Below are 26,193 nucleotides of genomic sequence, written 5' to 3' on the forward strand. Positions count from 1 at the left end.
TTCATGGCCGTTGAAGAAACCCTCGTCCTGGTCAAGCCGGACGGTGTTGCCCGCAAGCTCACCGGTGAGATCATCCGCCGCATCGAGGCCAAGGGCTATTCGGTAGTGGACCTGCGCATGGTCCAGCCCGACCGCACGCGCCTCGAGGCCCACTATGCCGAGCACGAGGGAAAGCCGTTTTATGAGCCCCTCGTGGAGTTCATGCTGGAGGGCCCGGTTGTGGCCATTCGGGTGGCCGGTAACCGCGTGATCGAGGGCTTCCGCGTGCTCGCGGGAACCACCGATCCCACGCTGGCCGCCCCGGGCACCATCCGCGGCGATTTTGGCCGCGACTGGGGCCTTAAGGTGCAGCAGAATCTGGTGCACGGCTCGGATAGCGTGGAGTCCGCCACGCGCGAGCTCGCACTGTGGTTTAACTAATCCCTCACCGCATAGCGGCGGCCTCGACCCTCGGGTCGGGGCCGCCGCTTTTTTCTTGCCCGGTATTCACCCCGATCCAGGAACTATTCATCTGAATAGGAGATAATGGGAGGAGTTATCGATGAAAGGATGCCTCATCATGAAGGCTGCAGTGATCCGAGAACAGCACGGTGAATTTCTCTTTGAAGACATCACCCTGGACGAACCCCGAGCCGATGAACTGGTGGTGAAAATCACCGCCGCCGGCCTGTGCCATACCGATCTTGCGGTCGTGGACGGCGATATCCCCTCGCCCCTGCCGGTGGTCCTCGGCCACGAGGGTGCCGGGGAGGTGGTGGCCATCGGTTCGGCCGTGACCGATTTTGCCGTGGGTGATCACGTGGCGATGTCCTTCGCCTCCTGTGGCATCTGCGCCAACTGTCTGGTGGGCCGCGCCGCCTATTGCTCGCGCATGATGGAGCTCAACTTCGGGGGAGCGCGCGCCGATGGCAGCCTGACCCTGACCGATTCCGAGGGGCGCGCCGTGCACGGCAGCTTCTTTGGCCAGTCGAGCTTCGCCGAATACTCGCTGGTATCGCAGCATAATGCCGTGAAGGTTCCCGATGACCTGCCGCTTCGGCTGGCCGGCCCGCTCGGCTGCGGAATCCAGACCGGTGCCGGTGCGGTCCTGAATACCCTGAACGTGCCCGCCGGTTCCAGCATCGTGGTTTCCGGCACCGGCGCGGTGGGCCTCTCCGCGATCATGGCCGCAAAGGCCGCGGGTGCCGCGATCATCATCGCCGTGGATATCATTCCGGCCCGGCTGGAGAGCGCGCTGCACTTCGGCGCGACCCATGCCATCAACGGCAAGGACGCGGATGTGGTGGAGCAGATCCAGAAGATCACCGCGGGCGGGGCGCGCTATGCGCTGGATACCACGGGCAATCAGTTTGTGATCCAGAACATCATCGCCGCCACCACCTTTGGCGCCACCGTGGGCCTGATCGGTGTGTCCAAGCCCGAGGCCACGCTGCCGATCGTGATGATCCCCGGCAAGACCATCGTCGGCGTGATCGAGGGCGACGCGGTACCGCGCGATTTCATTCCGCGCCTGGTATCCCTGCACCGCGCGGGCCTGTTCCCGTTTGATGAGCTCGTGACGTTCTATCCGTTTGCGGATATTCAGCGCGCAATTGCCGATACCCAGTCGGGTGCGGCGATTAAGGCCATCCTCACGATGTAACCGGCGGGGGAGTCTGGAATATTACCGGGGGCACCCGTGTTGTCCCCGGTATGACAGACTCCCTCACCCCCATCAAGGTCGATATTTGGTCCGATATTGCGTGTCCGTGGTGCTTCATTGGCAAGCGCAAATTTGAGGCCGGAGTCGAGGAATTCTCGCGCACCTCGGCCACGCCCGTCGAGGTGGAGTATCACTCCTTCGAACTGGCCCCCGATACCCCGGTAGATTTTGACGGCTCCGAGGAGGATTTCCTCGCGCAGCATAAGGGCATGAGCATCGAGCAGTTGCGCCCCATGCTGGAGCAGGTCACCGGTGTGGCCGCCTCGGTGGGCCTCGACTACCACTTCGATATCCTCAAGCACACCAATACCGTGCTCGCCCATCAGGCCCTGCACTTCGCCAAGGCCCACGGCAAGCAGCTGGAACTCTCCGAGGCCCTCTTCACCGCGTATTTCACGCAGGGCCGCCACCTCGGCCGGATCGATACCCTGGTGGAGCTTGGCTCCGCGGTGGGCCTCGACGCCGAGGCGCTGCGGGCCTCGCTCGAGGGCAATGAATACCTGCCCGCTGTGCGCGCCGATCAGGCGCAGGCACAGGCGTTTGGCATCCAGGGTGTGCCGTTTTTTGTGGTCCAGGGTAAATACGGCGTCTCGGGTGCGCAGGCCCCCGAATCCTTCGCCCAGGTACTGACCCAGGTGGACGAGGAGCTCGGCGATGACTAACGCGGCCGGGGGAGCGGTGCCGGTCCCGGCCCCACCGCTGATCGTGCTGGGCTCGGGCGATGCCGAGGCCTGCGGCCCCGAGGGCTGCGAGTTTCCGCGCCCGGCCTCCCCGCGCGAGGACTAAAAAATAACGGCCCTGGGAGCACTCCCGGGGCCGTTATTGGTGCGGGGCGACACGCCCGGCACCGGGGAAATCTACAGGTAGGAAATCACGTCGAGGCGCAGCTGCGCGATCACGGCCACGATGAGGTAGGCCGCGAGGGTTACCACCACGATCCACTGCAGCAGGGCGCCGGCGACGCGGCGCGTGCGCGGGCCCGCGGGCAGGTTGCCCTCGCGCAGGTTATAAAACGTCACGGCCAGGAAGAGCGGGATCGTGACCGACCACGTCACCATGCACCACGGGCACAGCGTATTGAGCTCAAAGATGCTCTGCGACATCAGCCAGATCACAAAGGCCATCGCGCCGGCCAGGCCGAGGTTAAACAGCGCCCAGAACCAGCGCGCAAAGCGGGCTCCCGCGAAAATGGCGACACCCACCACGATCGGGGCGACCCAGGCGCCGAGGCCGATGATCGGGTTGGGGAAGCCAAATAGGCTGCCCTGCCAGGACGTGAGGTTTGCGCTGCACTGCACCAGGATGCTGAAGTCGCAGCCGATGGCCGCGGAGGAATCATCGGCCAGCGCAAATTTCTCTAGGGTGAGGCTGAAGGCCGCCCACCAGCCGATGACCCCGGCCAGGATCATAAAGGCGGCAAGAAGGCGCGGGGAACGACGGGATTCCAAGGTGGTCATGCCCTGAATTATTGCATAGCGGGCTGAAAAATATTCCGCGCAAAGCCCGCATTGATCGCTGAGCGTGCGATAATAAGAGAGGTTCGCCTCAGCCGCGCTGGGGGGAAACAAAGAAGGCTTATTAGGCACAGAGTTGGCCTGATTCGTGGGGGTCGTGAATTGATCTCCACAAAGTGATTAGAGCCACAGGGCCGATCACTGTAGTGCACAGGATTTAGTGGGTTCAACGCCTCGGCGAAGACCCGCTCACGAGTTCCCGGAAAATGGCGCGGCCATCTACCGGATGAGGAGTGCACCAGGAATGGTGAAAAAAGAAAATACCTCGGCCGATTCGGTTGAGCAGTCAGAAGCTACATCCACCCAGGCCACGGCCGCCGATGCCGGTGCGGCCGCCGCGGATACCTCCGCGGAAAAGCCCACCCAGAAGGCCCCGCGCCGCTCCCGCGCCGCGGGTGGCGCCGCCAAGAAGAGTGCGCCGCGCAGTGCGCGTGCCGCCTCCGAGGCCGAGCCCGCCGCGGAGTCCGAGCCGGTCGCCGAGGCCGAGGCTCCCGCCGAGGCCGCCCCGGCCGCACCCGCCCCGGCCGCACCCGCCCGGGGCCGAGCCCCGCGCAGTGCGCGTGCCGCCGCCGAGCCGGAGGCCCCCGCCGAGAGCGAATCCGCCGCGGCCGAGGAGGCCGCAGTAGAGGAGGCCGCCGAGGAGGCCGTCGTCGAGGAGCTCGCCATCGTGGTGGCCGAGGAACTTGCCATCGAGGAGGCCGGCGTGCTGGCCGAGGCCACCGAGATCGTCGAGGCCGCGGAGGCCGCCGAGGCTGTCGCCGAGTCCGCCCCGGTCGTCTCGATTCTTCCCGAGCCGTTTATCTCCGCCCCCTCCACCGCACTCATCTTCCTCGCCCCCGATCTGCCGCCGCTGCCCCCGCGCAGCCGCCACGAGGAGCACGAGGCCGAGGACGAGGACGACTTCGGCGGCAACCGCCGCCGCTCGCGTCGTCGCGGCGATGACCGTCGCGAGCCGCAGCGCCCCGAGAACTCCCGCGAGGAGCGCGGCCTGCGGGAGAACCAGCGCGATAACCGCAATACCCGCGATGACCGCAACGACCGCAATTCGCGCGATGACCGCAACGAGCGCGATGACCGTGGCGCTCGCGATTCCGAGCAGTCCCGCTCCGGCCGCGCCCCGCGCGAGGTTGCGCTGATCACCGAGCCGCAGAAGATCAAGGGCTCCACCCGCCTCGAGGCCAAAAAGCAGCGCCGCCGCGATGGCCGCGATGCCGGTCGCCGCCGTCCCGTGGTCACCGAGGCCGAGTTCCTCGCTCGCCGCGAGTCCGTGGACCGCACCATGGTGGTTCGCGAGAAGAACCAGAAGATCCAGATCGGCGTGCTGGAGGACAGCGTCCTCGTGGAGCACTATGTGGCCCGCAACGAGGAGGCGTCGCTGATCGGCAACGTCTACCTCGGTCGCGTGCAGAACGTGCTGCCCTCGATGGAGGCAGCCTTTGTTGATATCGGACGCGGCCGCAACGCCGTGCTCTACTCGGGTGAGGTCGACTGGGAGGCCGCCGGCACCACCGGCAACCAGCCCCGCCGCATCGAGCTGGCCCTGAAGCCCGGCGATAAGATCCTCGTCCAGGTCACCAAGGACCCCGTGGGCCATAAGGGTGCCCGCCTCACGAGCCAGGTCTCGCTGCCCGGCCGCTACCTGGTCTATGTGCCCAATGGCTCGATGTCCGGTATCTCGCGCAAGCTGCCCGATACCGAGCGTGCGCGCCTGAAGAAGATCCTCAAGGAGGTCCTGCCGGAGAATACCGGCGTGATCGTGCGCACCGCCGCCGAGGGCGCCACCGAGGAGCAGCTCACGCTCGACGTGAACCGCCTCACCGGCCAGTGGACCTATATCAGCGAGCAGCTGAAGAAGGCCAACGCCCCGGCGCTGCTGCACAGCGAGCCCGATCTGCTGGTGAAGATCGTCCGCGATGTTTTCAACGAGGACTTCCAGAAGATGGTCATCGCCGGCGATGACGCCCGGGTCACGATCGCGAGCTACCTCGAGCAGGTGGCCCCCGATCTGGTGGACCGCGTGGAGCGCTATGAGGGCAGCAAGGATGTCTTTGATGAGTACCGCATCACCGAGCAGATCGAGAAGGCCCTGGATCGCAAGGTCTGGCTGCCCTCGGGTGGTTCGCTGGTAATCGACCGCACCGAGGCGATGACCGTGATCGACGTGAACACGGGCAAGTTTGTGGGCTCGGGGGGCAACCTCGAGGAGACGGTCACCAAGAATAACCTCGAGGCCGCCGAGGAGATCGTGCGCCAGATGCGGCTGCGCGATATCGGCGGAATCATCGTGGTGGACTTCATCGATATGGTCCTGGAATCCAACCGCGATCTGGTGTTGCGCCGCGTGATCGAGTGCCTGAGCCGCGACCGCACCAAGCACCAGGTGGCCGAGGTCACCTCGCTGGGCCTGGTGCAGATGACCCGCAAGAAGCTGGGTCTGGGCCTGCTGGAATCCTTCAGCGAGCCCTGCGAGACCTGCGCCGGCCGCGGTGTGATTGTGCACCACGACCCGGTGGTTAAGCATAAGCAGACCCCGCAGCCCGAGCGTCGCCGCAGCGGCAAGCAGAACTCCGGTGCACAGAACTCGGGTGCGCAGAACGGTTCCGGCGCCTCGCAGGGAAACCAGGCCGCCCCCGCGGCCGCCCCGAAGGTCTCCGCCGCGCACGCCATCACCGATGACGCCAAAAACGCCCTCGCCCAGATCGCGGCGAGCACGCTCCCGGTGACCCACGAGGACACCGCGGAGGCCGAGCACACGGGTTCGGGAACGCCCGAGGGACGCAAGAAGCGTCGCCGCGGCGGAAAGAACCGCGATGCCGGATCGACGGGCACCGAGGGTGCCGCCGAGTCGGCCGCCGAGGAGAGCGTGGAGTCCGCCGCAGAGGAGGCCCCCGCCGCCTCGGAGCGTGTCTCCGGTTCGCGCCGCGCCCGCTCGGGTGGCAACGACTGGAGCGCACCCGCCCCCGATGTGATTGTGATCCCCGTGGCCGAGGCTCCCGCCGAGGCCCCCGAGGCGGAGTCAGCGGAGGCCGATGCGGCCGCCGAGCGTCCCGCCCGCGGCAACTCGCGTCCCGCCCGCGGAGGCCGCTCGGGTCGCCGTGGCACCCCGGATAACCAGCCGCTGCTGGATATCCCGCTGGAGGCCGTGCGCAAGAACCACAAGGTAGACGTAAAGGTGGCCGAGGATCTCCTCGGTTCCGTCCTGAACGCCCTGCCCGAGCCCAAGCAGCCCGGTAAGGGCCGCAACCGCAACCGTCGTGTGAGCACCGCCGCCCTCACCGGCACCCCGGTCCAGCACGATCAGAGCGAGGGCACCGAATAGGTCCACCCTTAAAACCCGGCCCGCCTCCCTCGGGGAGGCGGGCCGGGTTTTTTGCGCGGGGATGCGGGCTAGGCCGTGCCGGGGAGTGCGCGTGCGGCGCGGCGCTCGCGCTCGGTCACCCGCAGCCCGCTGGCGATCAGGCGCCGCGTGAGTTCCTTGGGGGAGACGGGCTCGGCCCCCGCGGCGATCAGGGCCGCGCGCGAGTCCATCGGCACGTCATAGTGATCCAGGTCAAAACCGCGCCGCGGAATCCGGTTTGCCGCGGCAAATTCATGCAGCTCCCGGAGCGAGGAATCGCTCACCAGATGCGCCCAGAATGTGCCGTGATTGGGCCACATCGGGTCATCAATAAGGATTGTCATGTATTTAGTCTAGGTTGCCCACCCCCGACCCCGTGCCCGCCCGTCGCGCCCCGTATCCTCCCGCCCCGGGGCCGCGGCATCGCCCCGCCGCCAAAAAACTCCCAAAAAACTTCGGACACGGGCCCGCTCGCATTTGATAGTGGGCCCCGCGTCGTATAGTCTTGGTCCCTGGTACGTGTGTGCTTATCACGCACACGGAACAAAAGTTTTCTGACAGCCGTTACTCTCATCCCACTGGGTTCCGGCAGGGCAGTGACACTCAGATATGCACGTTAATCGGAGCTCAGCTCCCCAGAGAATAGGTATCTACAGTGGTTTACGCAGTAGTACGCGCCGGTGGCCGGCAGGAAAAGGTTGAGGTCGGCACGATTGTCACCGTCAACCGCATCAAGGGCGACAAGGACGGAAACGTGCAGCTTGCACCGGTCCTCCTCGTAGACGGTGACAAGATCACCTCCGACGCCAAGTCGCTCGAGAAGGTCTCCGTGACCGCCGAGGTCCTGAACGACCTCCGTGGCCCGAAGATCGTCATCCAGAAGTTCAAGAACAAGACCGGTTATAAGAAGCGTCAGGGCCACCGCCAGGAGCTCACGCGCCTCAAGATCACCGGTATCAAGTAGAGACGGCAAGGAGATCCTCTAATGGCACATAAGAAAGGTGCGAGTTCTACTCGCAACGGTCGTGATTCCAATGCTCAGCGCCTCGGCGTAAAGCGTTTCGGCGGCCAGACCGTCAACGCTGGTGAGATCCTTGTCCGTCAGCGCGGCACCCACTTCCACCCCGGTGTGAACGTGGGCCGTGGTGGCGACGACACCCTCTTCGCCCTCGCCGCCGGTGCGGTTGAGTTCGGCGCAAAGGGCGGCCGCAAGGTCGTTAACATCGTGGCGGTCGACGCCTAAGTCGCGTTTCCGCTAGATTTATGTGAGGGGTGAGCTTCGGCTTGCCCCTCACTGTTTTTCGGGAACATCCGAAAGGCTGATAACGCGCCAAAACGCGCGAAAACTTTTAAGGGGACAGACTGTGACTACGTTTGTTGATCAGATCACGCTGCACCTGAGCGCCGGAAATGGCGGAGACGGCTGTATCTCGGTAAAGCGAGAGAAATTTAAGCCCCTCGCCGGCCCGGACGGCGGCAGCGGCGGCAACGGTGGCGATATCGTCCTCGTTGTTGACCCGCAGACCACGACCCTCCTCAACTACCACCGCTCGCCCCACCGCCGCTCCGAAAACGGCGGCCCCGGCATGGGCGATTATCGCGGCGGCACCCACGGCCCCGAGCTGGTTCTCCCCGTGCCCGTGGGCACGATGGTGAAGACCCTCGACGGCGAGCTGCTCGCCGACCTGATCGAGCCCGGTAGCCGCTTTGTGGTGGCCGAGGGCGGCATCGGTGGCCTGGGTAATAACCAGCTCGCAAACTCCAAGCGCAAGGCCCCCGGCTTTGCCCTGCTGGGTACCCCGGGCCAGGAACTCGACGTGGTCCTTGAACTCAAGACCGTCGCCGATGTGGCGCTTGTGGGTTATCCCTCGGCCGGTAAGTCCAGCCTGATCGCGGCAATGTCCGCGGCCAAGCCGAAGATCGCCGATTACCCGTTCACGACCCTGCACCCCAACCTCGGCGTGGTGGACTCGGGCGATGTGCGCTATACCATCGCCGATGTGCCCGGATTGATCGAGGGCGCGAGCGAGGGTAAGGGCCTGGGCCTGGAATTCCTGCGTCACGTCGAGCGCTGCGCGGCCCTGCTGCACGTGCTCGACTGTGCCACGCTAGAGCCCGGCCGCGACCCGCTGACCGACCTGGACGTGATCCTCGGTGAGCTCGCCGCCTATCCGGTGCCCGAGGGACAGAAGCCCCTGCAGGAGCGCCCGCAGCTGATCGCACTGAATAAGATCGACGTGCCCGAGGGCCGCGAACTCGCCGAGTTTGTGAAGCCCGAGCTTGAGGCACGCGGCTATCGTGTCTTCCTGATCTCCTCGGTCAGCCGCGAGGGCCTGACCCAGCTCAATTATGCGCTGGCCGAGATCGTCGAGGAGTCCCGCGCCGAATACCTGGCCAAGGTCGAGGCGCAGCCGCGCATCATCCTGCGCCCGCGTGCCGTGGACCGCCGCGAGTTCTCGATCCGCGTCGAGGGTGGAAGCTATGGTGCTCTCTATCGCGTGCTGGGCGAAAAGCCCTTCCGCTGGGTGCAGCAGACGGACTTTAATAACGATGAGGCCGTGGGCTACCTGGCCGACCGGCTGAATAAGCTCGGTGTGGAGGACGGCCTGTTTAAGGCCGGCGCCGTGGGTGGCTCCGCCGTGATCATCGGCGAGGGCGAGGGTGTGGTCTTCGACTGGGAGCCCACCATGAGCTCCGCCGCCGAGATCATGTCGATGCCGCGTGGTACCGATACCCGTCTCGACGAGAAGAACCGGCCCACAAGCAAGCAGCGCCGCACCGAATATCTCGCAAAGATGGACGCCAAGGAGGCCGCACGCCAGGCCCAGCGCCGCGAGGGCGAGAGCGGATTCTGGGACGTGGACGCCGAGAACGAGGAGGAGGCCATCATGGCCGCCCGCCAGGCGGACGCGGATCGGGCCGCCGAGCGCGATACCGAATAGCCGTAACCGTGGTGCGCCCCGGCCGGGAGATTTTGTCTCCGGGCCGGGGCGCACTGTAGCATCGGCAGGACATACCCACCCGAGACGAAACGAGTACCTCCGATGATCCTGGCCCGCCAGAGCGAAATCACCACAGCCCAGCGCCTCGTGGTGAAGGTGGGGTCCTCCTCCGTGAGCGGGGAGAACGTGGGACAGATCGAGACCCTCGTGGACGCGCTGGCCGCCGCGCATGCCCGCGGCACCCAGGTGGTGCTGGTGTCCTCGGGTGCAATTGCCACGGGCATTCCGTTCCTGCGGCTGGAGAAGCGACCCACGGACCTGGCCACCCAGCAGGCGGCCGCCGCCGTGGGGCAGAACGTGCTGATTAACCGCTATCAGGGCAGCCTGGATCGGCACGGGATCACCGCCGGTCAGGTGCTGCTGACCGCGGGGGACCTGAGCCTGGACGCGCACAGATTAAACGCGCAGCGCGCGATGGATCGCCTCCTGAACCTGCGCATCCTGCCGATCGTGAACGAAAACGATACGGTGGCCACCCACGAGATCCGCTTCGGTGATAACGATAATCTGGCGGCCCGCGTGGCCACGCTGATCGGCGCGGATGCGCTGGTTTTGCTCTCCGATATCGAGTCGCTATATACCCGCCCCCCGGGGGAGCCCGGCGCGGAACCCATCCGCCATGTGCCCTATGGTGCAGAACTCACGGGCGTAAAATTTGGCGAGCCCGGCGTCTCCGGGCTGGGCACCGGCGGGGCCGCCACCAAGGCCTCCGCGGCCCGGCATGCGGCCGAGCACGGGGCGGCCACCCTGATCACCTCCACGGCCAATGTGGCGGCCGCGCTTGCGGGCGATTCCGTGGGCACGTGGTTCGACGCCAACCCCGCCGCGTAATACTCCCCGGGCCGGGATGCCGACCCGCCGCGGGCTGGCTACACTGGAGCCCATGACCGAGAACACCCCCGCCCAGATCGAAACCGTCATCCACGAGCGCCTGCGGGCGAGCCGGGATGCCTCGCGGGGGTTGGCCATCGCCACCGGCGCCGCCCGAAACGCCGCGCTGGAGGCCATTGCCGCGGGCATCGAATCCGGCGTGGAGCGCATCGTCGCGGCCAATGCGCTGGATCTGGAGGCGGGGCGGCGCGCGGATATCGGCGCGGGCCTGCTCGACCGCCTGCGCCTCGACGAGCCGCGCATCCTCGCCCTCGCCGCGGCCGTGCGCGAGATTGCGGCGCTTCCCGATCCGATCGGCCAGGGTGTGCGCGCCAGCACGCTGCCCAATGGCATTCGGCTGTCCCAGGTGCGGGTGCCGTTTGGGGTGGTTGGTGCGATCTATGAGGCGCGCCCCAATGTGACCATCGATATCGCGGCGCTGGCCATTAAGAGCGGCAATGCCATCGTCTTGCGCGGCGGAAGTGCCGCCGAAAACTCCAACCGGGTGCTCGTGGCGATCCTGCGCGATGCGCTGGTCCTGGCGGGTTTTGCCGCCGATGCGATCACCACGGTGGACGATTTTGGCCGCGATGGCGCCACCACCCTGATGGCCGCACGCGGCCTCGTGGACGTGCTGATCCCGCGGGGGAGTGCCTCGCTCATTCAAGCCGTGCTCACGACCGCCCAGGTCCCCGTGATCGAGACCGGCGCGGGAGTGGTGCATATCTATCTGGACGAGACCGCGCGCCTGGACTGGGCCACCGATATCGTCGAAAACGCCAAGGCCCAGCGCCCGAGCGTCTGCAATGCCGTGGATACCGTGCTGGTGCATCGCGCCGCCGCCGAGCGGGTGCTCCCGGCCGTGCTGGGTGCGCTCACCCGCGCGGGCGTGGAGATTTACGGGGATGAGCAGACCCGGGAGATCTATCCCGCGGCACGCCCGGCCACCGCCGAGACCTGGGATACCGAGCATATGTCGCTGGTGGTCGGGGTGCGGGTTGTGGACTCGCTGGACGGCGCGCTGGAACATATTCGCGCGCACTCCACGGGACATACCGAGTCCATCATCACCGAGAGCGTCTCCGCCTCCGAGCGGTTCCTCGCCGAGGTGGACTCCGCGGTGGTTATGGTTAACGCCTCCACCCGCTTCACCGATGGCGGCGAGTTTGGCTTTGGCGCGGAGGTGGGGATCTCCACCCAGAAGCTGCACGCGCGCGGCCCGATGGGGCTTTCCGAGCTCACCAGTACCAAGTGGATCGTGCGTGGTGACGGACAGGCCAGGAAGTAGTCGCTAGACTGGTGCGAGGCGATCCCCGCCTGAACTGAATGGAGTTTCGATGTCGATTTCGACGATCCTCGCTTCCGCGGCCGCCGAGGCCGCCCATGTGGAGCTGCCCATGCCCGCGTTTATGTACGGAGTATGCGCCCTCGTTGTGTTCACCGTTCTGGGTGTCACCCTCTTTGCCTACCGCGATGTAGCCAACCGCCACAGCCAGAAGCCGGCCGCACAGCCCGGTGCCGGCCAGCACTAGTCACGGATTTGCGGGAATGAAGGCGGCGCAACGCCGGCCACGGATCGGGGTCATGGGTGGAACCTTTGACCCCATCCATCACGGTCACCTCGTGGCCGCGAGCGAGGTGGCACAATCCTATGACCTCGATGAGGTTGTTTTTGTGCCCACCGGCCAGCCCTGGCAGAAGAGCCGGGTCACCGAGGGTGAGCACCGTTATCTGATGACGGTGATTGCCACCGCCTCCAATCCCCGCTTCACGGTGAGCCGCGTGGACCTCGACCGCGAGGGCCCCACGTATACCATCGACACCCTGCGTGATCTGCGTCGCGCGCGTCCCGATTCCGATCTGTTTTTTATTACCGGGGCGGATGCCGTGGCGCAGATCCTCGGGTGGAAAGACGTGGACGAGCTGTGGTCGCTGGCAAATTTTGTGGCGGTGACCCGGCCGGGCCACGTGCTCACGGAGGCCGTGTTGCCCAATAAGGACGTTAATGTGCTTGAGGTTCCGGCGATGGCCATCTCCTCAACCGATTGCCGCAGCCGGGTAAAAAATGGATTACCGGTGTGGTACCTGGTGCCGGACGGTGTGGTTCAGTACATTAGCAAGCACCACCTATATCGGAGTAATGGATGAGCACGTCGCAGGATGATAAGCCGCTGTCTCGCCGGGAACTGCGCGAACGGCAGCAGACGGGCGCGATCACGCCCGGGCCCGTAGCCCCCGGCGCGAGCGCCGAGCAGCCGCCCCGATGGGAGGCGCCCGAGCATGAGATCACCCTTCCCCCGGTGACCGCCCCGCTCTCCACGCGCGAGTTGGAGCGCCTCGAGGAGGCCGCCGCCAACGGAAAAACACTTACCCGGCGCGAGGTGCGCGAGCTGGAACGCGCCCGCCTGACCGGAGCGGTACCCCTGGTCGAGGACGCCCCCGGTGGCCACTCCGATGGCCGCACCAGCGAGGACGTTGTGGCGACCATCGCCGCCGTGACCGGTTCCCTGGCCACCGCACCCCCGGCCGCGCAGAGCCGCGCCGCCGAGGCCGAGGCCGGTGCGGCCGCCGTGCGCGCTGAGGTCGAGCGCGAGCGTCAGGCGGCGGAGACCGCAGCCCGGGCGGCCCGCGAGGCCGCCGCGGAGGCAGCCGCCGTGGCCGCGCGCCAGGAACAGGAACGCGCCGAGCGGGCCGAGGCCGCGCGCCTCGAGGCCGAGCGGGCGCCCTCCAAGCGCGCCTCGAAGAAGGCCTCCCGCAAGGATGCCGCCGAGAAGGCAGCGGCCGAGGCCGCCGCCGAGGCCGAGCAGGCGGCGGCCGATGAGGCTGCCCGCGCCGCGGCCGCCGAGAGCGCCCGCGTGAACGAATTGCGTGCCGCCGCCGAGCGCGAGGCCGAGGCGCTGCGCAACGCCCGTCAGGCCGAGCAGGAGGCCGCCGCGGCAGCCGAGGCCTCCGGGCCCCGCCGCAGCGGGCATCAGGCCCCCGCGGTGCAGCTGCCCGCCGGCACCCCCGATGAGACCACCGCGATGCCGCGCGGCGCCGCCTTTGGTGCGGCCGCCGAGAAGGGGCATTCCGGCGAACCCCGCCTCGCCCAGAACTTCGGCGCCTCCGTGGGCAGTGCCTCCCCGGCCTCGGGGAGCGCGTTTGACGATATTATCGCCCGCGGAGTGGACTCCGCGGCGGGCAGCGGGGCCGCCACGAGCGCCCTGATTTTGCCCTCGATTCCCGGGGCCGGCCCGCTCACCGGACCGATCATCGGTCTTGGCGAGTCGCTGATCACGGGTACAATTGATCTTCCGGGCAGTTTGAGCAACACCGGCCAGCACTCGAATCGCTTTGAAAAGGGCGAGCTGGACACCATGTTTGACCACGATGAGGACCCGCAGCCGGCAACGGCCGGGAACCCCGTCTCGGCCAGCCGCGCGGTGAGTTCCCACACCGCGACACGCGATGTGATTGCCCCTCCGGCTCCGGCCAAAAACAACCGTCTTCTGATGATTCTGTCCATTACGGCCGGCGCTCTTGCCCTGGCCGTGGTGGCCGTGGTGATTATCGCCCTGGCAAATGGCTCCATCGGGGCCGGCCCGTAACTCCCCGAAAGGTTTTAATGACTTCCGAACTCCCCGTAAACGAGGCGCTGCAGATCGCCGCGACGGCCGCCGACGATAAGGGCGGAATCGATATCCTCGCCCTGGACGTCTCGCAGCCGCTGCCGTTTGTTGACGCCTTCCTGATCGTCACCGGCCGCAATGAGCGTAACGTTATCGCCATCGCCGGTGAGATCGAGGACCGCCTCAACGAGGCGGGCTTTAAGACCAAGCGCCGCGAGGGTCGCGCCGGCGGACGCTGGGTCCTGGTGGACTTCGGTGGCCTCGTGGCACACGTATTCCACGAGGAGGAGCGCTCCTATTACGACCTCGAGAAGCTGTGGAAGGACTGCCCGGAGATTCCCCTGGACGTTCTGGTTGCGGCCGAGTCGAACGAGTCCTCCGAGGCGCTTCCCTCCGCCTAAAACACCGCGACTCGCCCGGAGTGCGCAGCGATTTCGAGTCCAACACCGAAGTGTTGTATTCTAAATGAGTTGCCAGCGAGAAGCTTCTTCGAGCGGGTAGCAGTTTGGGTCTGTGGCGCAGCTGGTAGCGCACCTGCATGGCATGCAGGGGGTCGGGGGTTCGAGTCCCCCCAGATCCACCCAGGAAAAACCCCGGCCACGCGGCCGGGGTTTTTTGCATCCCGGAGCGGCCCCGCGGGCGTCGGTGGTGGCTCCTATATTGGGAACATGACCCAGCAGCCCGATGCCGCCGAGCGCGAGCGGCTTATCCGCCTCGCCTATCGTATGCTGGGCTCCCGCGTGGAGGCCGAGGACGTGGTGCAGGAGGTGCTGTGGGAGCTACACCGGGCGGTCGGGGTGGAAAACCCGGGCGGCTGGCTCACCACGGTCACGGTGCGCCGCTCGATCGACGCGCTGCGGCGGCGCGAGCGTGAACGCGACTATATCGGTCCGTGGCTTCCCGAGCCGCTGCTGGAGCGCCGCGCGCCGCGCGGGGCCGCCCCCGGGCCCGCGGAGGCCGCCGAGCGGGACGATACCCTCGGCTATGCGTTTTTGGTGCTGGCGGAGTCGCTCACGCCGCCGCAGCGGGCGGTCACGGTGCTGCGGGCGCTGGGTTCCCCGCACGAGGAGATCGCGCGCATCCTGGGGATCAGCCCCGCTGCCTCGCGTCAGCATGCGCGGCGCGCCGGTGTGGTCCTGGAGGCCGGGCGCGCGGGGCGGCCCGCGGGCCCGGCGGCCGATGCCGAAAACGAGCGGCTTCTGCGCGCCTTTTTACGCGCCGCCCGCGAGGGCGACCTCGCGGCCCTCGAGGCCGTACTGCACGCGGATGTGGTGTCCTATAACGACGGCGGCGGCCGGGTGCGTGCGGCCCTCAACCCGATATATGGCCGCCCCCGGGTGGCGCGGTTCAGTGCGGGGGTGGCCGCACTGCATGCCACCCGGCGCCGCGTGCGCTTCCTCCGGGTCAACGGCCGTCCGGGCGCGGTCCTCACGCTCTCGGGCGGCGTCCATATCCTGTCCGTGGAGGTGCGCGAGGGCGCGATTTTCCGGGTCTACGACGTGTTAAACCCGGCAAAACACGGCGCCCTCGCGTGCCTTCCGCCCCGCGCGGGCGGGGCGGAAGGCCGCGGTTAGCCCGCGAGTGGCGGCGGCGTGAGCTCGGTGCTCACGCCGATCCGATTCCACAGGTTGATCGTGCCGATCGCGAGCACCAGATTGGCCAGCTCGGGCTCGCTATACAGCCCCGCCGCCTCGGCCCAGACCGCGGCGGAGACCCCGCCGGGCAGCAGCGTGACCTCCTCGGTGAGGGCGAGGGCGGCGCGCTCACGCGGGCTAAAAAAGCCCGCCTCGCGCCACGCGGATACGGCGATAATCTTGCGCACGGGAACCCCCAGCGCGCCCAGATCCGCGCCGTGCATATCCACACAGAATGCGCACCCGTTCAGCTGCGAGGCGCGCAGCTTCACTAGGTCGAGCAGTTCGGGGTCCAAAACATCGCGCAGGAGTGCGTCCAGCGCGGCCACCGCGCGATAGCCCGCGGGGGAGTGCTGGGCAATATTTAATCGGGTCATGATGCTCCTTCGAAAGTAATCACTGTCAAAGGGGTTGTCGTTGCGGGAGGCGGATATGTGACGGCCGCCCCGCGGGACTAGGCCGGGTTTTCCGCGGGGAGCGTCCGGGCCAGATAATCGCGCAGATATCCCACGATCACCGTGGCGCACTCCCGGATATAAAACGCATCGCCCTCGGGGGTGGATTCAAAGGCGCGCGCGGTGAGGCTATCGGCGATCTCCACCGCGACCTCCACGTGGCGCAGCAGATCGGCGCGCGGGGACACCTCAAAGCGCACGGAGAATATTTCGGTCAGCTCGGCGGCAAACACCGTGCGGTTGGTGGCGGCATTATCATCCAGGCTGCGATCCAGTGCATCGCCCAGCCGCATCCAGCGAAAGCCCGGCTCGGTGCGGAAAAACACGGCATAGAGGCCGATGACCTCGGCCATCGAGGTTTCCCAGTCGCCCCCGGGTCGGGCGAGGTGTTCCCGAGTCGCGGCGATCAGTCGTTCCCGATTCCGCGCCGCGAGCGCCTGGCCGATCGCGTGGAGGCCGTCAAAATAGCGGTAGATTCCGGGGCCCGACATTCCCGCGCGCTTGGCTACCAGCGTCGGGGTGAGTGCGGCATATCCGACCTCGTCGATCAGTTCGGCGAGGGTATCCAGGATGAGTTCCACGCGCTTTCCACTGCGGTCCTGGCGCGGCAGGCGGCGCAGGGAGGCGGATGGTGAATCGGTGTGCACAATATACTCCTGGATCGGCGAATATCCCCCAGTCTAGAATGTCAAAACCGGGGTGGAAAACCGCCCCGCCTCTGCTATTCTCAAATCGCTACGGTGCGTAGTGAAAAGAGAATAGAGAACCGTGAAAACACATACCCGCGCCCCCGGGCGGGAATCCGGGCCGAGGGCCCGATCGCGTCGGGGCCTCGCCCTGCTGGCCGTGCTGATGATGCCGCTGGCCGGAGCGGGCGCGCTGGCCGCACCCGCCGCGGCCGTCCCCGTGGTGCCGGCCTCCATGACCCAAACCGCGCTGGCCCAGACGGTTAACGTGCGCGCGGCGAACGGCCATTTTGCGCTCATGCGCGGCGTCGTGGATCCCGTCCGGGATCGCCTCTATATCGCCGATGCCACGAGCCCCTCGGGTGCCTGGCTGACCGTGATCGATTTGAAGACCGGCCTCTCCTCGCTGATCGCACTGGCGGGTCCGTCCTCCGCGAGCGGGGTGGCGGTGTCTCCTCTGGACGGAACCGTCTATGTGACTCATAACACCTTGCCGCCCTCGGCCGTTTCCGTGGTGGACCCGGACGCAACCTATACCGATGCGGTGCGGCCCCCGCAGGTTGTGCTGCCGCAGCAGAACCCCGAGCGTATCCAGGTCGGGGCGGATGGTCGGGTATATATCCTGCACGGCTATGACCGCATCGTGAACGTACTGGGTGCGTCCACCGGACCCGACCGCCTGAACCTCGTGCAGAGCCTCGCCCTGCCGGGAGGAGACGGCGAAAGCGGATTTATCCGCGATGCGACGGGCGATCGCCTGCTCGTCGCGGACGAGCCCGGCAGGGGCCTGATCGTGGTGGATAGCTCCGTGAATCCCGCCGTGCTGGGCGCACGCATCGACATGAGCTTTGGCCCGCACTCGATCGCGGTTGACCCCGCCTCCGGCACTATCCTCGCGACCAATGCCGCCGATAACACCCTGAACTGGCTGGGGGCCACCCCCTGGACCGGCACCGCGCCGGTGCTGCGCACCGAGACCCTCGGCGCGTTCCCGGACGGGGCCGAGCCCTGGTCTGACCAGAGGGCCATCGTGCCCCGCGCCGACGGGTCGGTGGAGGTCCTGACCCGGGTATGGCCCGTGACGCTGAACTCCTTCCTGTCCGTGGTGCCGCCGGTTGTAAACGCCGAGAACCCCGTGCGCACCCTGAACCTGGGCCGCGGGCCCAGCGACCTGATCGATGACCCGCGCGCCGGCGGGGCCCGCTATGTGCTTACCGCGGGTGGGCTGGTGCATACCCTGACCGATGTGACCCTCACCGCGGATGCCTCGACCCGGGCCCTGGGCGCGGCGGGCGAATACCGGGCGCTGGTATCCCGCGCCGATGGCCGCCCGGCCGCGGGACTGAGCGTGGACTTTGGTAACGGCCTGAGTGCCGTGACCGATGCCGCCGGGATCGCACGCGTGCCCGCGCCCGAGCGAACCATCGGGCAGCACTCCTTTACCGCCACGCTCGCCCTGCCCGCACTCGCGCCGCTGAGTGCCACCGCGACCGCCGAGATCACCCGCGCCCAGCCCGTGGTCACGCTGGGCCTGGATCGCGCCGAGGTGGTGGCCGGGGAATCGGCCCGGGCCACCGTGTCGGTCACGGGCGTCGCCGAGGCCGCCGCGGGCGGCACCGTGCGCCTCCTGGACGCAAAAAACGCCGTGCGTGGCACCGCTACCCTGAGTGCGGGAACCGCGAGCATCACCGTGACCGGGCTGACCGCGGGGGACACTGAGCTGCGCGCGGAATATCTCGGGGACGACTCCTATCTTCCCGGCACCTCAGCGCCGGCCCGGATCCTCGTGAGCGCCCCCGCCAACCCCAGCCTGATCCCGAGCGTGGTCTCGGCCGCGCCGGGCGCCGAGGTACGCATCGAGCTGCGTGATTTCCTGCCGGGCGAGCGCGTGAGCGTGACCCTGCACTCCGATCCGGTGCTGCTGGGTACCGTGACCATGGATGAGCGCGGGGCCGGCGTGCTGATCGCCCGCATCCCCACCGTGACGCCGGGGGCGCATACGATCATCGCCGTGGGGGAGACCTCGGGCCGGATCACCCGGATTCCCTTCACGGTGGAATCCGCGGCGCTCCCCGCCGCGGTTGACGCGGGACCGCGCCCCGCGGGCCTGGCCGCGACCGGCGCCAACCTGGCCGGGGCCGGTGTGCTGGCCGCGCTGCTGCTGGCCGCGGGTGTGCTCACCTCGATGCGGGTGCGCCGCCGCGGATAGCCGCATATAGCGTGGGCCGCCGCCCGTTCCGCCACCCCGGCATCACCCGGGGGTCGCGGGACGGGCGGCGGTTTTTAGCACCCCCCGCCATGTAATACCATCGAATATACTTTGCCGCTCGGGCTCGTGGCCGGAATCGCCGGCGTGGACCATTCTGGAGTTAATTCTCGTGTTTATCATCGCCATCATTCTTTGTCTCTGCACCGTGATCGCGGTGTTTATCGCCGTGGGTATGTCGCGTGCGCTCGCGGCGCTCCCCGTCGCCCCCGCCGAGGCGCCACTCGGTGACGAGGCTGAGGAGGAATCTTCGGCGGTCCGCGGCGCTAAGGCCCGGAAAAACGACACCGCCGCCGTCCCCACCCGGAAGGGCGTGAACGTGGCGCGCGGTGTGGCCGCGCTGCTCGGGGCCGGAACCCTCGCGGCGCTCTTCGCCTCGACGTTTTATGTGCAGGACGAGGGGCAGGCCAAGGTTCTGCTGAGCTTTGATGGCCGGGTGGTAGGCCAGGACGTCACGCCCGGGGCCGATTTTAAAGCCCCGTGGGTATCCCTGGTCACCTATGACACCCGCAATCAGCAGGTGCTCTTTGGGGGTAGTGCGGATGCCAACGGAAGCGCGGATAACGGCTCTCAGATCACGATTCAGGACCGCGAGGGTGTGACCGCGAATATCGATATTTCGGTGCGCTATTCGGTGGACCCGGGCTCGGTGACCGAGATTTATAAGAAGTATCAGACGCAGGAGAATTTTGTATCCCGCTTCATCGAGAACGATATTCGTGCGGGTGTGCGCACGGTTCCGGCCCAGTACGGCACGCTGGAGCTGCTGAATAACCGGGCCAAGGCCGAGAAGGAAATCACCGAATATCTCGAGGCTCGCTGGAATAAGCAGGGGGTGAAGGTCGAGACGGTTTCGCTTCAGGAGATTCGCTATTCGAGCGATGTGACCGCGCGCTTTGACGATGCCCAGGCCTCCCGGATCAAGGTGGAGCAGGCCCGCGCCGAGCTTGAGGCCACCGAGGTTTCGGCCCAGCAGAAGATCGTGCAGGCCGAGGCCGAGGCGGAGGCCAACCGCAAGCTGGCCGAGTCGCTGACCGATCCGATCCTCAAGCAGCGCTATCTGGACACCCTCTCCACCCTGGGGCAGTCGGGAAACCTCGTGGTGGTGCCCGAGGGCTTTAACGGGATGCTGAACCTGAATCGGGAATAGGAGGGCGCCCGCGGGGTCACACGCAAAATAGCGCTAATCGGAAGCGCGATCCAGCAAATCGGACCCCTCGGGCCCCGCCCGGGCGTTTCCCGGGCGAACCCGGCAGAATGGGGCACTATGAGTATCCCCGGTGCCCCCTCCCGTCGTCCCGCCCGCCCGCAGACCATCCTGGAGGTGGTGGCGCGCTCCTGGGTCACGCCACACCTCGTGCGCCTCACCCTCGGCGGTCCCGGTTTTGACGGCGTGGACTGGGGTGAGGCCACCGATCGCTATATTAAGATCTTTTTTGCCAAGCCCGGGCTGGGCCTCGAGCCCCCCTATGATGTGGCGGCCCTGCGCGAGACGCTCGCGCCCGAGGACCTTCCGGTCACCCGCACCTATACGATCCGGCGCGTGAACGCCGCCGCGGGCAGCATCGACGTGGATTTTGTGGTGCACGGCGATGAGGGCCTGGCCGGTCCGTGGGCGGCCCGCGCCCGGGTGGGGGAGCGCGTGGTTTTTGCCGGACCGGGTGGGGCCTATCGGCCCGAGAGTGATTATGACTGGCACCTGTTTGCCGGTGATGAATCGGCGTTCCCCGCGATTGCCGCGGGCATCGAGGCGCTCCCCGCGGCCGCGCGCGGGCTCGCCGTGATCGAGGTGGAATCCGAGGCCGATCGCCCCGCGCTGGATGCCCCCGAGGGGGTCGCGGTGCACTGGGTCTTCCGGGGGCGGCGCGATGAGCGCACGCCCGGGCTCCTGGCCGAGGCCGTGGATGCCGCGGAGTGGCCCGCGGGCAGGGTGCAGGTTTTTGCGCACGGTGAGCGCGAGTCGATGAAGGCGCTGCGGGAGGTTTTCCTGAATCGGCGCGGGCTGGAGCGCGGGCAGCTCTCGCTCTCGGGATACTGGGCCACGGGCCGCGCGGAGGATCGCTTCCAGGCAGAAAAGCGCGAGCCCATCGGGATGATCTTCCCCGCCTAGGCATTTTAACAACCCTGGACAGATACCCCAGGGGGGTATACCCTGGGGTCATGACCGAGGAACAGAACCACCCCGTCCACCCGCCCACGGGACCCGTCGCGCCCGCGGGTCATGGCGCCCACGGCGGTCATGAAGCGCATGAAGGCCACGTTGGTCATGATGGTCATGATGCGCATGACGCCCACGGCGGTCATGACGCGCATGCGGGTCACGGCGGTCACGGCGACCACGTGGCCGCCTTCCGTCGCCTGTTCTGGATCATGCTCCTCATCGCGATCCCCGTGGTGGGCCTCTCCGGCATGTTTGCGCATATCCTCGGCTATCGGTTGCCGGATATCCCGGGCCTGGCCTGGGTCTCACCCGTACTGGGCACCCTCATGTATGTCTGGGGCGGTAGGCCCTTCCTGACCGGCGCGGTATCCGAGCTGCGCGCCCGCACCCCCGGCATGATGCTGCTGATCACCCTGGCCATCAGCGTCGCGTTCCTCTCCTCCTGGGGTGCCAGCCTGGGGCTGCTGGACCCGGGCCTCGATTTTTGGTGGGAACTCGCCCTCCTGATCGTGATCATGCTGCTGGGGCACTGGATCGAGATGCGCTCCCTCGCACAGACCTCCTCGGCCCTGGATAGCCTCGCCGCCCTGCTCCCGGACGAGGCCGAACGGGTCGTGCCCGCCGCGCCCGGCGAGGCCGAGCTGATCACCCGGGTCCCGCCCTCCGCGCTCGCCGTGGGGGATCTGGTCATCGTCCGCCCCGGCGGGCGCATCCCCGCCGATGCCCGGATCGAGGAGGGCTCCGCCGATCTGGACGAGTCCATGATCACGGGCGAATCCCGCACCGTGCGCCGCGGCCCGGGGGAGGGTGTGATCGCGGGCACCGTGGCCACCGACTCCGGCCTGCGCGTGCGAGTGAGCGCGGTGGGGGAGGACACCGCCCTGGCCGGCATCTCCCGCCTCGTCACCGAGGCCCAAAACTCCTCCTCGCGGGCCCAGCGCCTCGCCGACCGGGCCGCGGGCTGGCTGTTTTGGTTTGCCCTCGGCTCGGCCGCCGTGACCGCGATTATCTGGTCCGTGCTGGGCTATCCCGAGGACGCCGTGATCCGCACCATCACCGTGCTGGTGATCGCCTGCCCGCACGCGCTGGGCCTGGCCATCCCCCTCGTGGTCTCGATTGCGACCGAGCGGGCGGCCCGCGGCGGCATCCTGATCACGGATCGGCTCGCGCTGGAGCGCATGCGGACCGTGAGCAGCGTGCTCTTTGATAAGACCGGCACCCTCACCCGCGGCGAACCCCGCGTGGAGGAGATCGTGTCGGCACCCGGCTCTTCGCTCACCCCCGAGGAGGTGCTTCGCCTCGCGGCCTCCGCCGAGGCCGATTCCGAACACCCGCTCGCGCGCGCAATCCTCGCGGCCGCCGCGGAGCGCAACCTCCCGCGATTCCCCGCCCGGGACTTCACCTCCTCGCCCGCGCTGGGCGTGCGGGCCCTCGTGGACGGGCGGAGCATCGGCGTGGGCGGCCCGGGCCTGCTGAGCGAGCTCAACGCCCGGGAGCTGCCGGTGGCCGAACCCTGGCGCGGCGAGGGCGCGATCATCCTGCATGTGCTCGCCGAGGGGGAGGTGATCGGGGCGCTGAAGCTCTCCGATGAGATCCGTCCCGAATCCCGCGAGGCCGTGGAGGCGCTGCGCCACCTCGGAATCGAGGCGGTCATGATCACGGGTGACGCGGAGGCGGTGGCGCAGACCGTGGCGCGCGAGCTGGGCATCACCCGGGTTTTTGCCGGGGTACGCCCCGAGGATAAGGCCGCGCGCGTGGCCGAGCTGCAGGCGGGCGGCCGGGGTGTGGCGATGGTGGGTGACGGGGTGAACGATGCGCCCGCGCTCGCCCGGGCCGATGTGGGCATCGCGATCGGGGCGGGAACGGATGTGGCGATCGCCTCGGCCGGGGTGATCCTGGCCAGCGATGATCCGCGCTCGGTGCTCTCGGTGATCCAGCTCTCCCGCGCGAGCTATCGCAAGATGAGCCAAAACCTGTGGTGGGCGGCGGGCTATAACCTGCTATCGGTGCCGCTCGCGGCGGGGGTCCTGGCGCCGATCGGGTTTATCCTGCCGATGTCGGTGGGGGCCGTGCTGATGTCGCTGTCCACGATTATCGTGGCCGCCAATGCCCAGCTGCTGCGCCGCCTGGACTTGCGGCCCGAGGCCGGGGTGCGCGCCGCCCTCGCCCGCTAGGCGCCGCCCGCCGAGATACGAGGGGCCGGTGCCGGAAAACCCGGCACCGGCCCCTCGGGACGCGGAGGACCTAGCGCAGGTCCATCACGATGCGGCCGTCGATCTTGCCGGCGAGCATATCGTCAAAGATGCCGTTGATATCGTCGAGCTTCGCGGTGGCCACCGTGGGCTTAATCTTGCCCTCGCTATAGAAGTTGATGGCCTCGATCATGTCCTGACGGGTACCCACGATCGATCCGCGCACGGTCAGGCCGCGCAGCACAATATCAAAGATATTGGCGGGGAAGTCTCCCGGGGGAAGACCGTTAAAGACGATGGTCGCGCCGCGGCGGGCCACGCCGAGGGCCTGACCAAAGGCCTTGGGGTGAACGGCGGTGACCAGCACGCCGTGCACGCCGCCGGTGGCCTCCTGGACCGCGGCGATCGGGTCCTCCGTGGCCGCGTTCACGGTCACAAGCGCGCCGTGCTTCTTGGCCAGTTCCAGCTTGGCGTCATCCACGTCGATGGCCACCACGTTAAAGCCCATTGCCACGGCATACTGCACGGCGATGTGGCCGAGGCCACCGATGCCGGAGATGGCGACCCACTGGCCCGCGCGGGCCTCGGTCATCTTCAGGCCCTTATAGACGGTCACGCCGGCACACAGGATCGGGGCGATCTCCACCAGGTCGGCACCCTCGGGGATGCGGGCGGCAAATTTGGCGTCCACGATCATATACTCACCGAAGCTGCCGTCCACGGAGTAGCCTCCGTTTTCCTGGGACTCACACAGGGTCTCCCAGCCGGTGCGGCAGTACTGACAGACACCACAGGCGGACCACAGCCAGGCGTTTCCGACCTTATCGCCCAGGGCAATATCGGTGACACCCTCGCCGAGCTCCACCACGGTACCCACGCCCTCGTGGCCGGGGATCACGGGCAGCTTGGGCTTCACGGGCCAGTCGCCGTGGGCGGCGTGCAGATCGGTATGGCAGACTCCGGTGGTCTCCACCTTCACCAGGACCTGGCCGGGGCCGGGGCTGGGAACCGCCACCTCATCAACGGTGAGGGGTTCGGCGAAGGCATGGACAACGGCGGCGCGCATTTTTTTAGACACGGAATCGGTCTCCTTAGATGTACGATTCGGGGCGTCGCCCGCGCGCGGGAAGTCGCACACGGGTGCCCCGGTGTGATTATCACGCTAGTCGCCGAGGGGTTGCAAGAGGTTGCATCATGACACGGTTTTGCCCCGCCCGACCCTGTGGTCGGACCACAGGGTCCGGGATCGGACGAACCCTGGCGGAGCGAGCGCCCCGCAATCTACACTGGGGGGACCGGATCTACCGTCAACGAGGAGTGGATGCCATCATGACCAATCCCTGGTTGGCCCTCCCCGCCCGCAACCTGATTCCCGGCACCCGCTCGCTCGTGAGCGCGTCCTGGGATCGCGCCCGGGCACGCAACCTCGACCCCGAACGCGATCTGCCTCCGCTGATCCTCGACGCCCAGGCGCTGCGCGAATACCGGGCCGCGCATCCGCTGGCCGCGGCCCTACCCGTGATCCGCAAGCTCCTGCTGCGCGATGCCGAGGGCGATTCCGGGGTGCTGATCGCCGTGGGCGATGAGGCCGGGCGGCTGCTCTGGGTGGACGGCGATCGGCGGCTAAAATCCGGAGCCGAACGCATGCTTTTTGTGGAGGGAGCCGACTGGTCCGAGAACGGCATCGGCACCAGCGCCCCCGGGACGGCCCTCGCGCTGGATCACGCCGTGCAGATTCACCGGGCCGAGCACTTCGCGCAGGCGGTGCACGCCTGGAGTTGCACGGCCGTTCCCGTGCACGATCCCGAGACCCGGCGCATCATCGGCGTGATCGATATCACCGGCGGCGATGAGGTCGTGGACCCACATACCCTCCCGCTCGTGGAGGCCACGGCCCTCGCAGTGGAGAGCGAAATCATGGTGCAGCGCCTGCGCGAAAGCCTGGCCGGGCGCCCCGCGAGCCCGCGGCGGCCGCTGGTGGAGTTTATGCGCGGCCCGCGCCGTCCCTCCCGCGCCGCGGCCCCCACGCTGAACCTGCTGGGCCGCGATACCGGCGAGCTTGACCTCGGCCCCGAGGCCCCCGAGCTGCCGGTGGGTGCCGCGCGCGGCACCGATCCGCGCGAGGGCTTTGGCCCGGCCGCGGCCCAGGGTGCCCCCGAGGCCCTGAGCCTGAGCGCCCGGCATACCGAAATTCTGGCGCTGCTGGCCTGGCATCCCGCGGGCCTCTCCGCCGAGGATCTCGCGTGGCGCGTATATGGCGAACCCACCGTGGTCACCCTGCGCGCCGAGATCGTGAGGCTGCGCAAGATCCTCGCCCGGCGCGCGCCCGCCCTGGTGATCGAATCCCGCCCCTATCGTCTCCCCTCCCCGCCCGAGGTGGATGGCTGCCGGGTGCTCTCCCTCCTCGACCGCGGCGCACACAGGGTGGCGCTCGCGAGCTATCCGGGGCCGCTGCTGCCGCGCTCGGAGGCCCCCGGGATCGTGGACATGCGCACCCGTCTGGCCTCCCGCATGCGCGAGGCCCTGCTCACCGATGCCTCCGTGGACGTGCTCCTGCAATACGCACAAACCCCCGACGCCTATTACGACGTGGAGGTGTGGACCGCATGCCTGCACCTGCTGCCCGCGCGCTCGCCGCGCCGGGCCCGGGTGGTAGAGCACCTGGAGGAGCTGGAGACCCAGCTGGCCTAGCGGCCGCGATGCAACCCTGTGCAACCCTCGGGAACATAGTGTCGAGCCAGGTCCCCGTATCCGAAGCGGGCCCCA

General features: G+C 67.7%; 25 protein-coding genes and 1 tRNA gene. 21 read left to right on the top strand and 5 right to left on the bottom strand.

All coding sequences use genetic code 11. From position 1 onward, the window contains the following. Positions 1–3 precede the first annotated feature (3 nt). From ndk to KXZ72_RS14685, 4 genes are all read left to right on the top strand, one after another. Positions 4–420, top strand: coding sequence for a nucleoside-diphosphate kinase (gene ndk / locus KXZ72_RS01170; RefSeq protein ID WP_226081921.1), 417 nt, complete (start codon positions 4–6; stop codon positions 418–420). A gap of 139 nt (positions 421–559) precedes the next feature. Beyond that, a complete protein-coding gene (locus KXZ72_RS01175; RefSeq protein ID WP_226081923.1) occupies positions 560–1,642 on the top strand; it encodes an NAD(P)-dependent alcohol dehydrogenase in 1,083 nt (360 codons plus the stop codon). Between the two features lie 50 nt (positions 1,643–1,692). After that, positions 1,693–2,364: a DsbA family oxidoreductase gene (locus tag KXZ72_RS01180; protein WP_226081924.1), complete on the top strand. Its 672-nt coding sequence runs from the start codon at positions 1,693–1,695 to the stop codon at positions 2,362–2,364. Then, positions 2,357–2,488: a hypothetical protein gene (locus KXZ72_RS14685; RefSeq protein ID WP_264159426.1), complete on the top strand. Its 132-nt coding sequence runs from the start codon at positions 2,357–2,359 to the stop codon at positions 2,486–2,488. Before KXZ72_RS01180 ends, KXZ72_RS14685 begins: the two co-directional genes overlap by 8 nt. A 71-nt stretch (positions 2,489–2,559) precedes the next feature. Here the strand turns inward: KXZ72_RS14685 and KXZ72_RS01185 are convergent, their stop codons facing one another. Then, positions 2,560–3,159, bottom strand: coding sequence for a vitamin K epoxide reductase family protein (locus tag KXZ72_RS01185; RefSeq protein WP_226081925.1), 600 nt, complete (start codon positions 3,157–3,159; stop codon positions 2,560–2,562). Between the two features lie 301 nt (positions 3,160–3,460). Here KXZ72_RS01185 and KXZ72_RS01190 point away from each other — a divergent pair, with 301 nt between their 5' ends. Further along, positions 3,461–6,535, top strand: coding sequence for an Rne/Rng family ribonuclease (locus KXZ72_RS01190; protein ID WP_226081926.1), 3,075 nt, complete (start codon positions 3,461–3,463; stop codon positions 6,533–6,535). A 68-nt stretch (positions 6,536–6,603) separates the two neighbouring features. Here KXZ72_RS01190 and KXZ72_RS01195 read toward each other — a convergent pair whose 3' ends face one another. Further along, positions 6,604–6,897 (bottom strand): DUF4031 domain-containing protein, encoded by a 294-nt coding sequence (locus tag KXZ72_RS01195; protein WP_226081927.1) that lies wholly within the window; start codon positions 6,895–6,897, stop codon positions 6,604–6,606. 311 nt (positions 6,898–7,208) lie between these two features. On the opposite strand from KXZ72_RS01195, the gene rplU reads away from it, so the two are divergent. From rplU to KXZ72_RS01250, 11 genes are all read left to right on the top strand, one after another. After that, on the top strand, positions 7,209–7,517 hold the full coding sequence (gene rplU / locus KXZ72_RS01200; protein WP_226081928.1) for a 50S ribosomal protein L21: 309 nt from the start codon (positions 7,209–7,211) through the stop codon (positions 7,515–7,517). A 21-nt stretch (positions 7,518–7,538) separates the two neighbouring features. Continuing rightward, positions 7,539–7,796, top strand: a complete 258-nt coding sequence (gene rpmA / locus KXZ72_RS01205) for a 50S ribosomal protein L27 (RefSeq protein WP_226081929.1) — start codon at positions 7,539–7,541, stop codon at positions 7,794–7,796. 121 nt (positions 7,797–7,917) lie between these two features. Further along, positions 7,918–9,495: a GTPase ObgE gene (obgE, locus tag KXZ72_RS01210; protein ID WP_226081930.1), complete on the top strand. Its 1,578-nt coding sequence runs from the start codon at positions 7,918–7,920 to the stop codon at positions 9,493–9,495. A gap of 102 nt (positions 9,496–9,597) precedes the next feature. Beyond that, on the top strand, positions 9,598–10,386 hold the full coding sequence (gene proB, locus KXZ72_RS01215; RefSeq protein ID WP_226081931.1) for a glutamate 5-kinase: 789 nt from the start codon (positions 9,598–9,600) through the stop codon (positions 10,384–10,386). Positions 10,387–10,438: 52 nt separating this feature from the next. Beyond that, a complete protein-coding gene (locus KXZ72_RS01220) occupies positions 10,439–11,713 on the top strand; it encodes a glutamate-5-semialdehyde dehydrogenase (RefSeq protein ID WP_226081932.1) in 1,275 nt (424 codons plus the stop codon). Between the two features lie 49 nt (positions 11,714–11,762). Continuing rightward, positions 11,763–11,957, top strand: a complete 195-nt coding sequence (locus tag KXZ72_RS01225) for a hypothetical protein (RefSeq protein ID WP_226081933.1) — start codon at positions 11,763–11,765, stop codon at positions 11,955–11,957. 16 nt (positions 11,958–11,973) lie between these two features. Next, complete coding sequence (nadD, locus tag KXZ72_RS01230; protein WP_226081934.1) at positions 11,974–12,573, top strand: nicotinate-nucleotide adenylyltransferase; 600 nt, start codon at positions 11,974–11,976, stop codon at positions 12,571–12,573. Continuing rightward, positions 12,570–14,012 (top strand): hypothetical protein, encoded by a 1,443-nt coding sequence (locus KXZ72_RS01235; protein WP_226081935.1) that lies wholly within the window; start codon positions 12,570–12,572, stop codon positions 14,010–14,012. The genes nadD and KXZ72_RS01235 overlap by 4 nt, the downstream gene beginning before the upstream one ends. A 17-nt stretch (positions 14,013–14,029) precedes the next feature. Then, a complete protein-coding gene (gene rsfS / locus KXZ72_RS01240) occupies positions 14,030–14,434 on the top strand; it encodes a ribosome silencing factor (RefSeq protein WP_226081936.1) in 405 nt (134 codons plus the stop codon). Positions 14,435–14,540: 106 nt separating this feature from the next. Beyond that, positions 14,541–14,613: transfer RNA gene (locus tag KXZ72_RS01245), tRNA-Ala, on the top strand. Between the two features lie 88 nt (positions 14,614–14,701). Next, positions 14,702–15,607, top strand: coding sequence for a sigma-70 family RNA polymerase sigma factor (locus KXZ72_RS01250; RefSeq protein WP_226081937.1), 906 nt, complete (start codon positions 14,702–14,704; stop codon positions 15,605–15,607). On the opposite strand, the gene KXZ72_RS01255 is transcribed toward KXZ72_RS01250, so the two are convergent. Together KXZ72_RS01255 and KXZ72_RS01260 are read right to left on the bottom strand one after the other, a co-directional pair. Then, positions 15,604–16,044 carry a carboxymuconolactone decarboxylase family protein gene (locus KXZ72_RS01255; protein WP_226081938.1) on the bottom strand — a complete coding sequence of 147 codons (441 nt, stop codon included), beginning with the start codon at positions 16,042–16,044 and terminating at the stop codon, positions 15,604–15,606. The genes KXZ72_RS01250 and KXZ72_RS01255 overlap by 4 nt on opposite strands. 77 nt (positions 16,045–16,121) lie before the next feature. Then, positions 16,122–16,769 carry a TetR/AcrR family transcriptional regulator gene (locus tag KXZ72_RS01260; protein ID WP_226081939.1) on the bottom strand — a complete coding sequence of 216 codons (648 nt, stop codon included), beginning with the start codon at positions 16,767–16,769 and terminating at the stop codon, positions 16,122–16,124. A 121-nt stretch (positions 16,770–16,890) separates the two neighbouring features. On the opposite strand from KXZ72_RS01260, the gene KXZ72_RS01265 reads away from it, so the two are divergent. The 4 genes from KXZ72_RS01265 (at position 16,891) to KXZ72_RS01280 (ending at position 23,409) form a co-directional block, all read left to right on the top strand. Then, positions 16,891–19,017 carry an Ig-like domain repeat protein gene (locus KXZ72_RS01265; RefSeq protein ID WP_226081940.1) on the top strand — a complete coding sequence of 709 codons (2,127 nt, stop codon included), beginning with the start codon at positions 16,891–16,893 and terminating at the stop codon, positions 19,015–19,017. 169 nt (positions 19,018–19,186) lie between these two features. Beyond that, positions 19,187–20,224 carry a prohibitin family protein gene (locus KXZ72_RS01270; protein ID WP_226081941.1) on the top strand — a complete coding sequence of 346 codons (1,038 nt, stop codon included), beginning with the start codon at positions 19,187–19,189 and terminating at the stop codon, positions 20,222–20,224. A gap of 117 nt (positions 20,225–20,341) precedes the next feature. After that, positions 20,342–21,184 (top strand): siderophore-interacting protein, encoded by an 843-nt coding sequence (locus KXZ72_RS01275; RefSeq protein WP_226081942.1) that lies wholly within the window; start codon positions 20,342–20,344, stop codon positions 21,182–21,184. 50 nt (positions 21,185–21,234) lie between these two features. Next, the gene (locus tag KXZ72_RS01280) at positions 21,235–23,409 is read left to right on the top strand and encodes a heavy metal translocating P-type ATPase (protein ID WP_226081943.1); all 2,175 of its coding nucleotides are present in this window, start codon (positions 21,235–21,237) and stop codon (positions 23,407–23,409) included. A 70-nt stretch (positions 23,410–23,479) separates the two neighbouring features. Here KXZ72_RS01280 and adhP read toward each other — a convergent pair whose 3' ends face one another. Continuing rightward, positions 23,480–24,493, bottom strand: a complete 1,014-nt coding sequence (adhP, locus tag KXZ72_RS01285) for an alcohol dehydrogenase AdhP (protein WP_226081944.1) — start codon at positions 24,491–24,493, stop codon at positions 23,480–23,482. A gap of 263 nt (positions 24,494–24,756) precedes the next feature. Between adhP and KXZ72_RS01290 the strand changes: the two genes are divergently transcribed. Next, complete coding sequence (locus KXZ72_RS01290; protein ID WP_226081945.1) at positions 24,757–26,118, top strand: helix-turn-helix domain-containing protein; 1,362 nt, start codon at positions 24,757–24,759, stop codon at positions 26,116–26,118. Positions 26,119–26,193: the final 75 nt, after the last annotated feature.

It is taken from the genome of Mycetocola spongiae, assembly GCF_020424085.1.
Classification (GTDB): domain Bacteria; phylum Actinomycetota; class Actinomycetes; order Actinomycetales; family Microbacteriaceae; genus Mycetocola; species Mycetocola spongiae.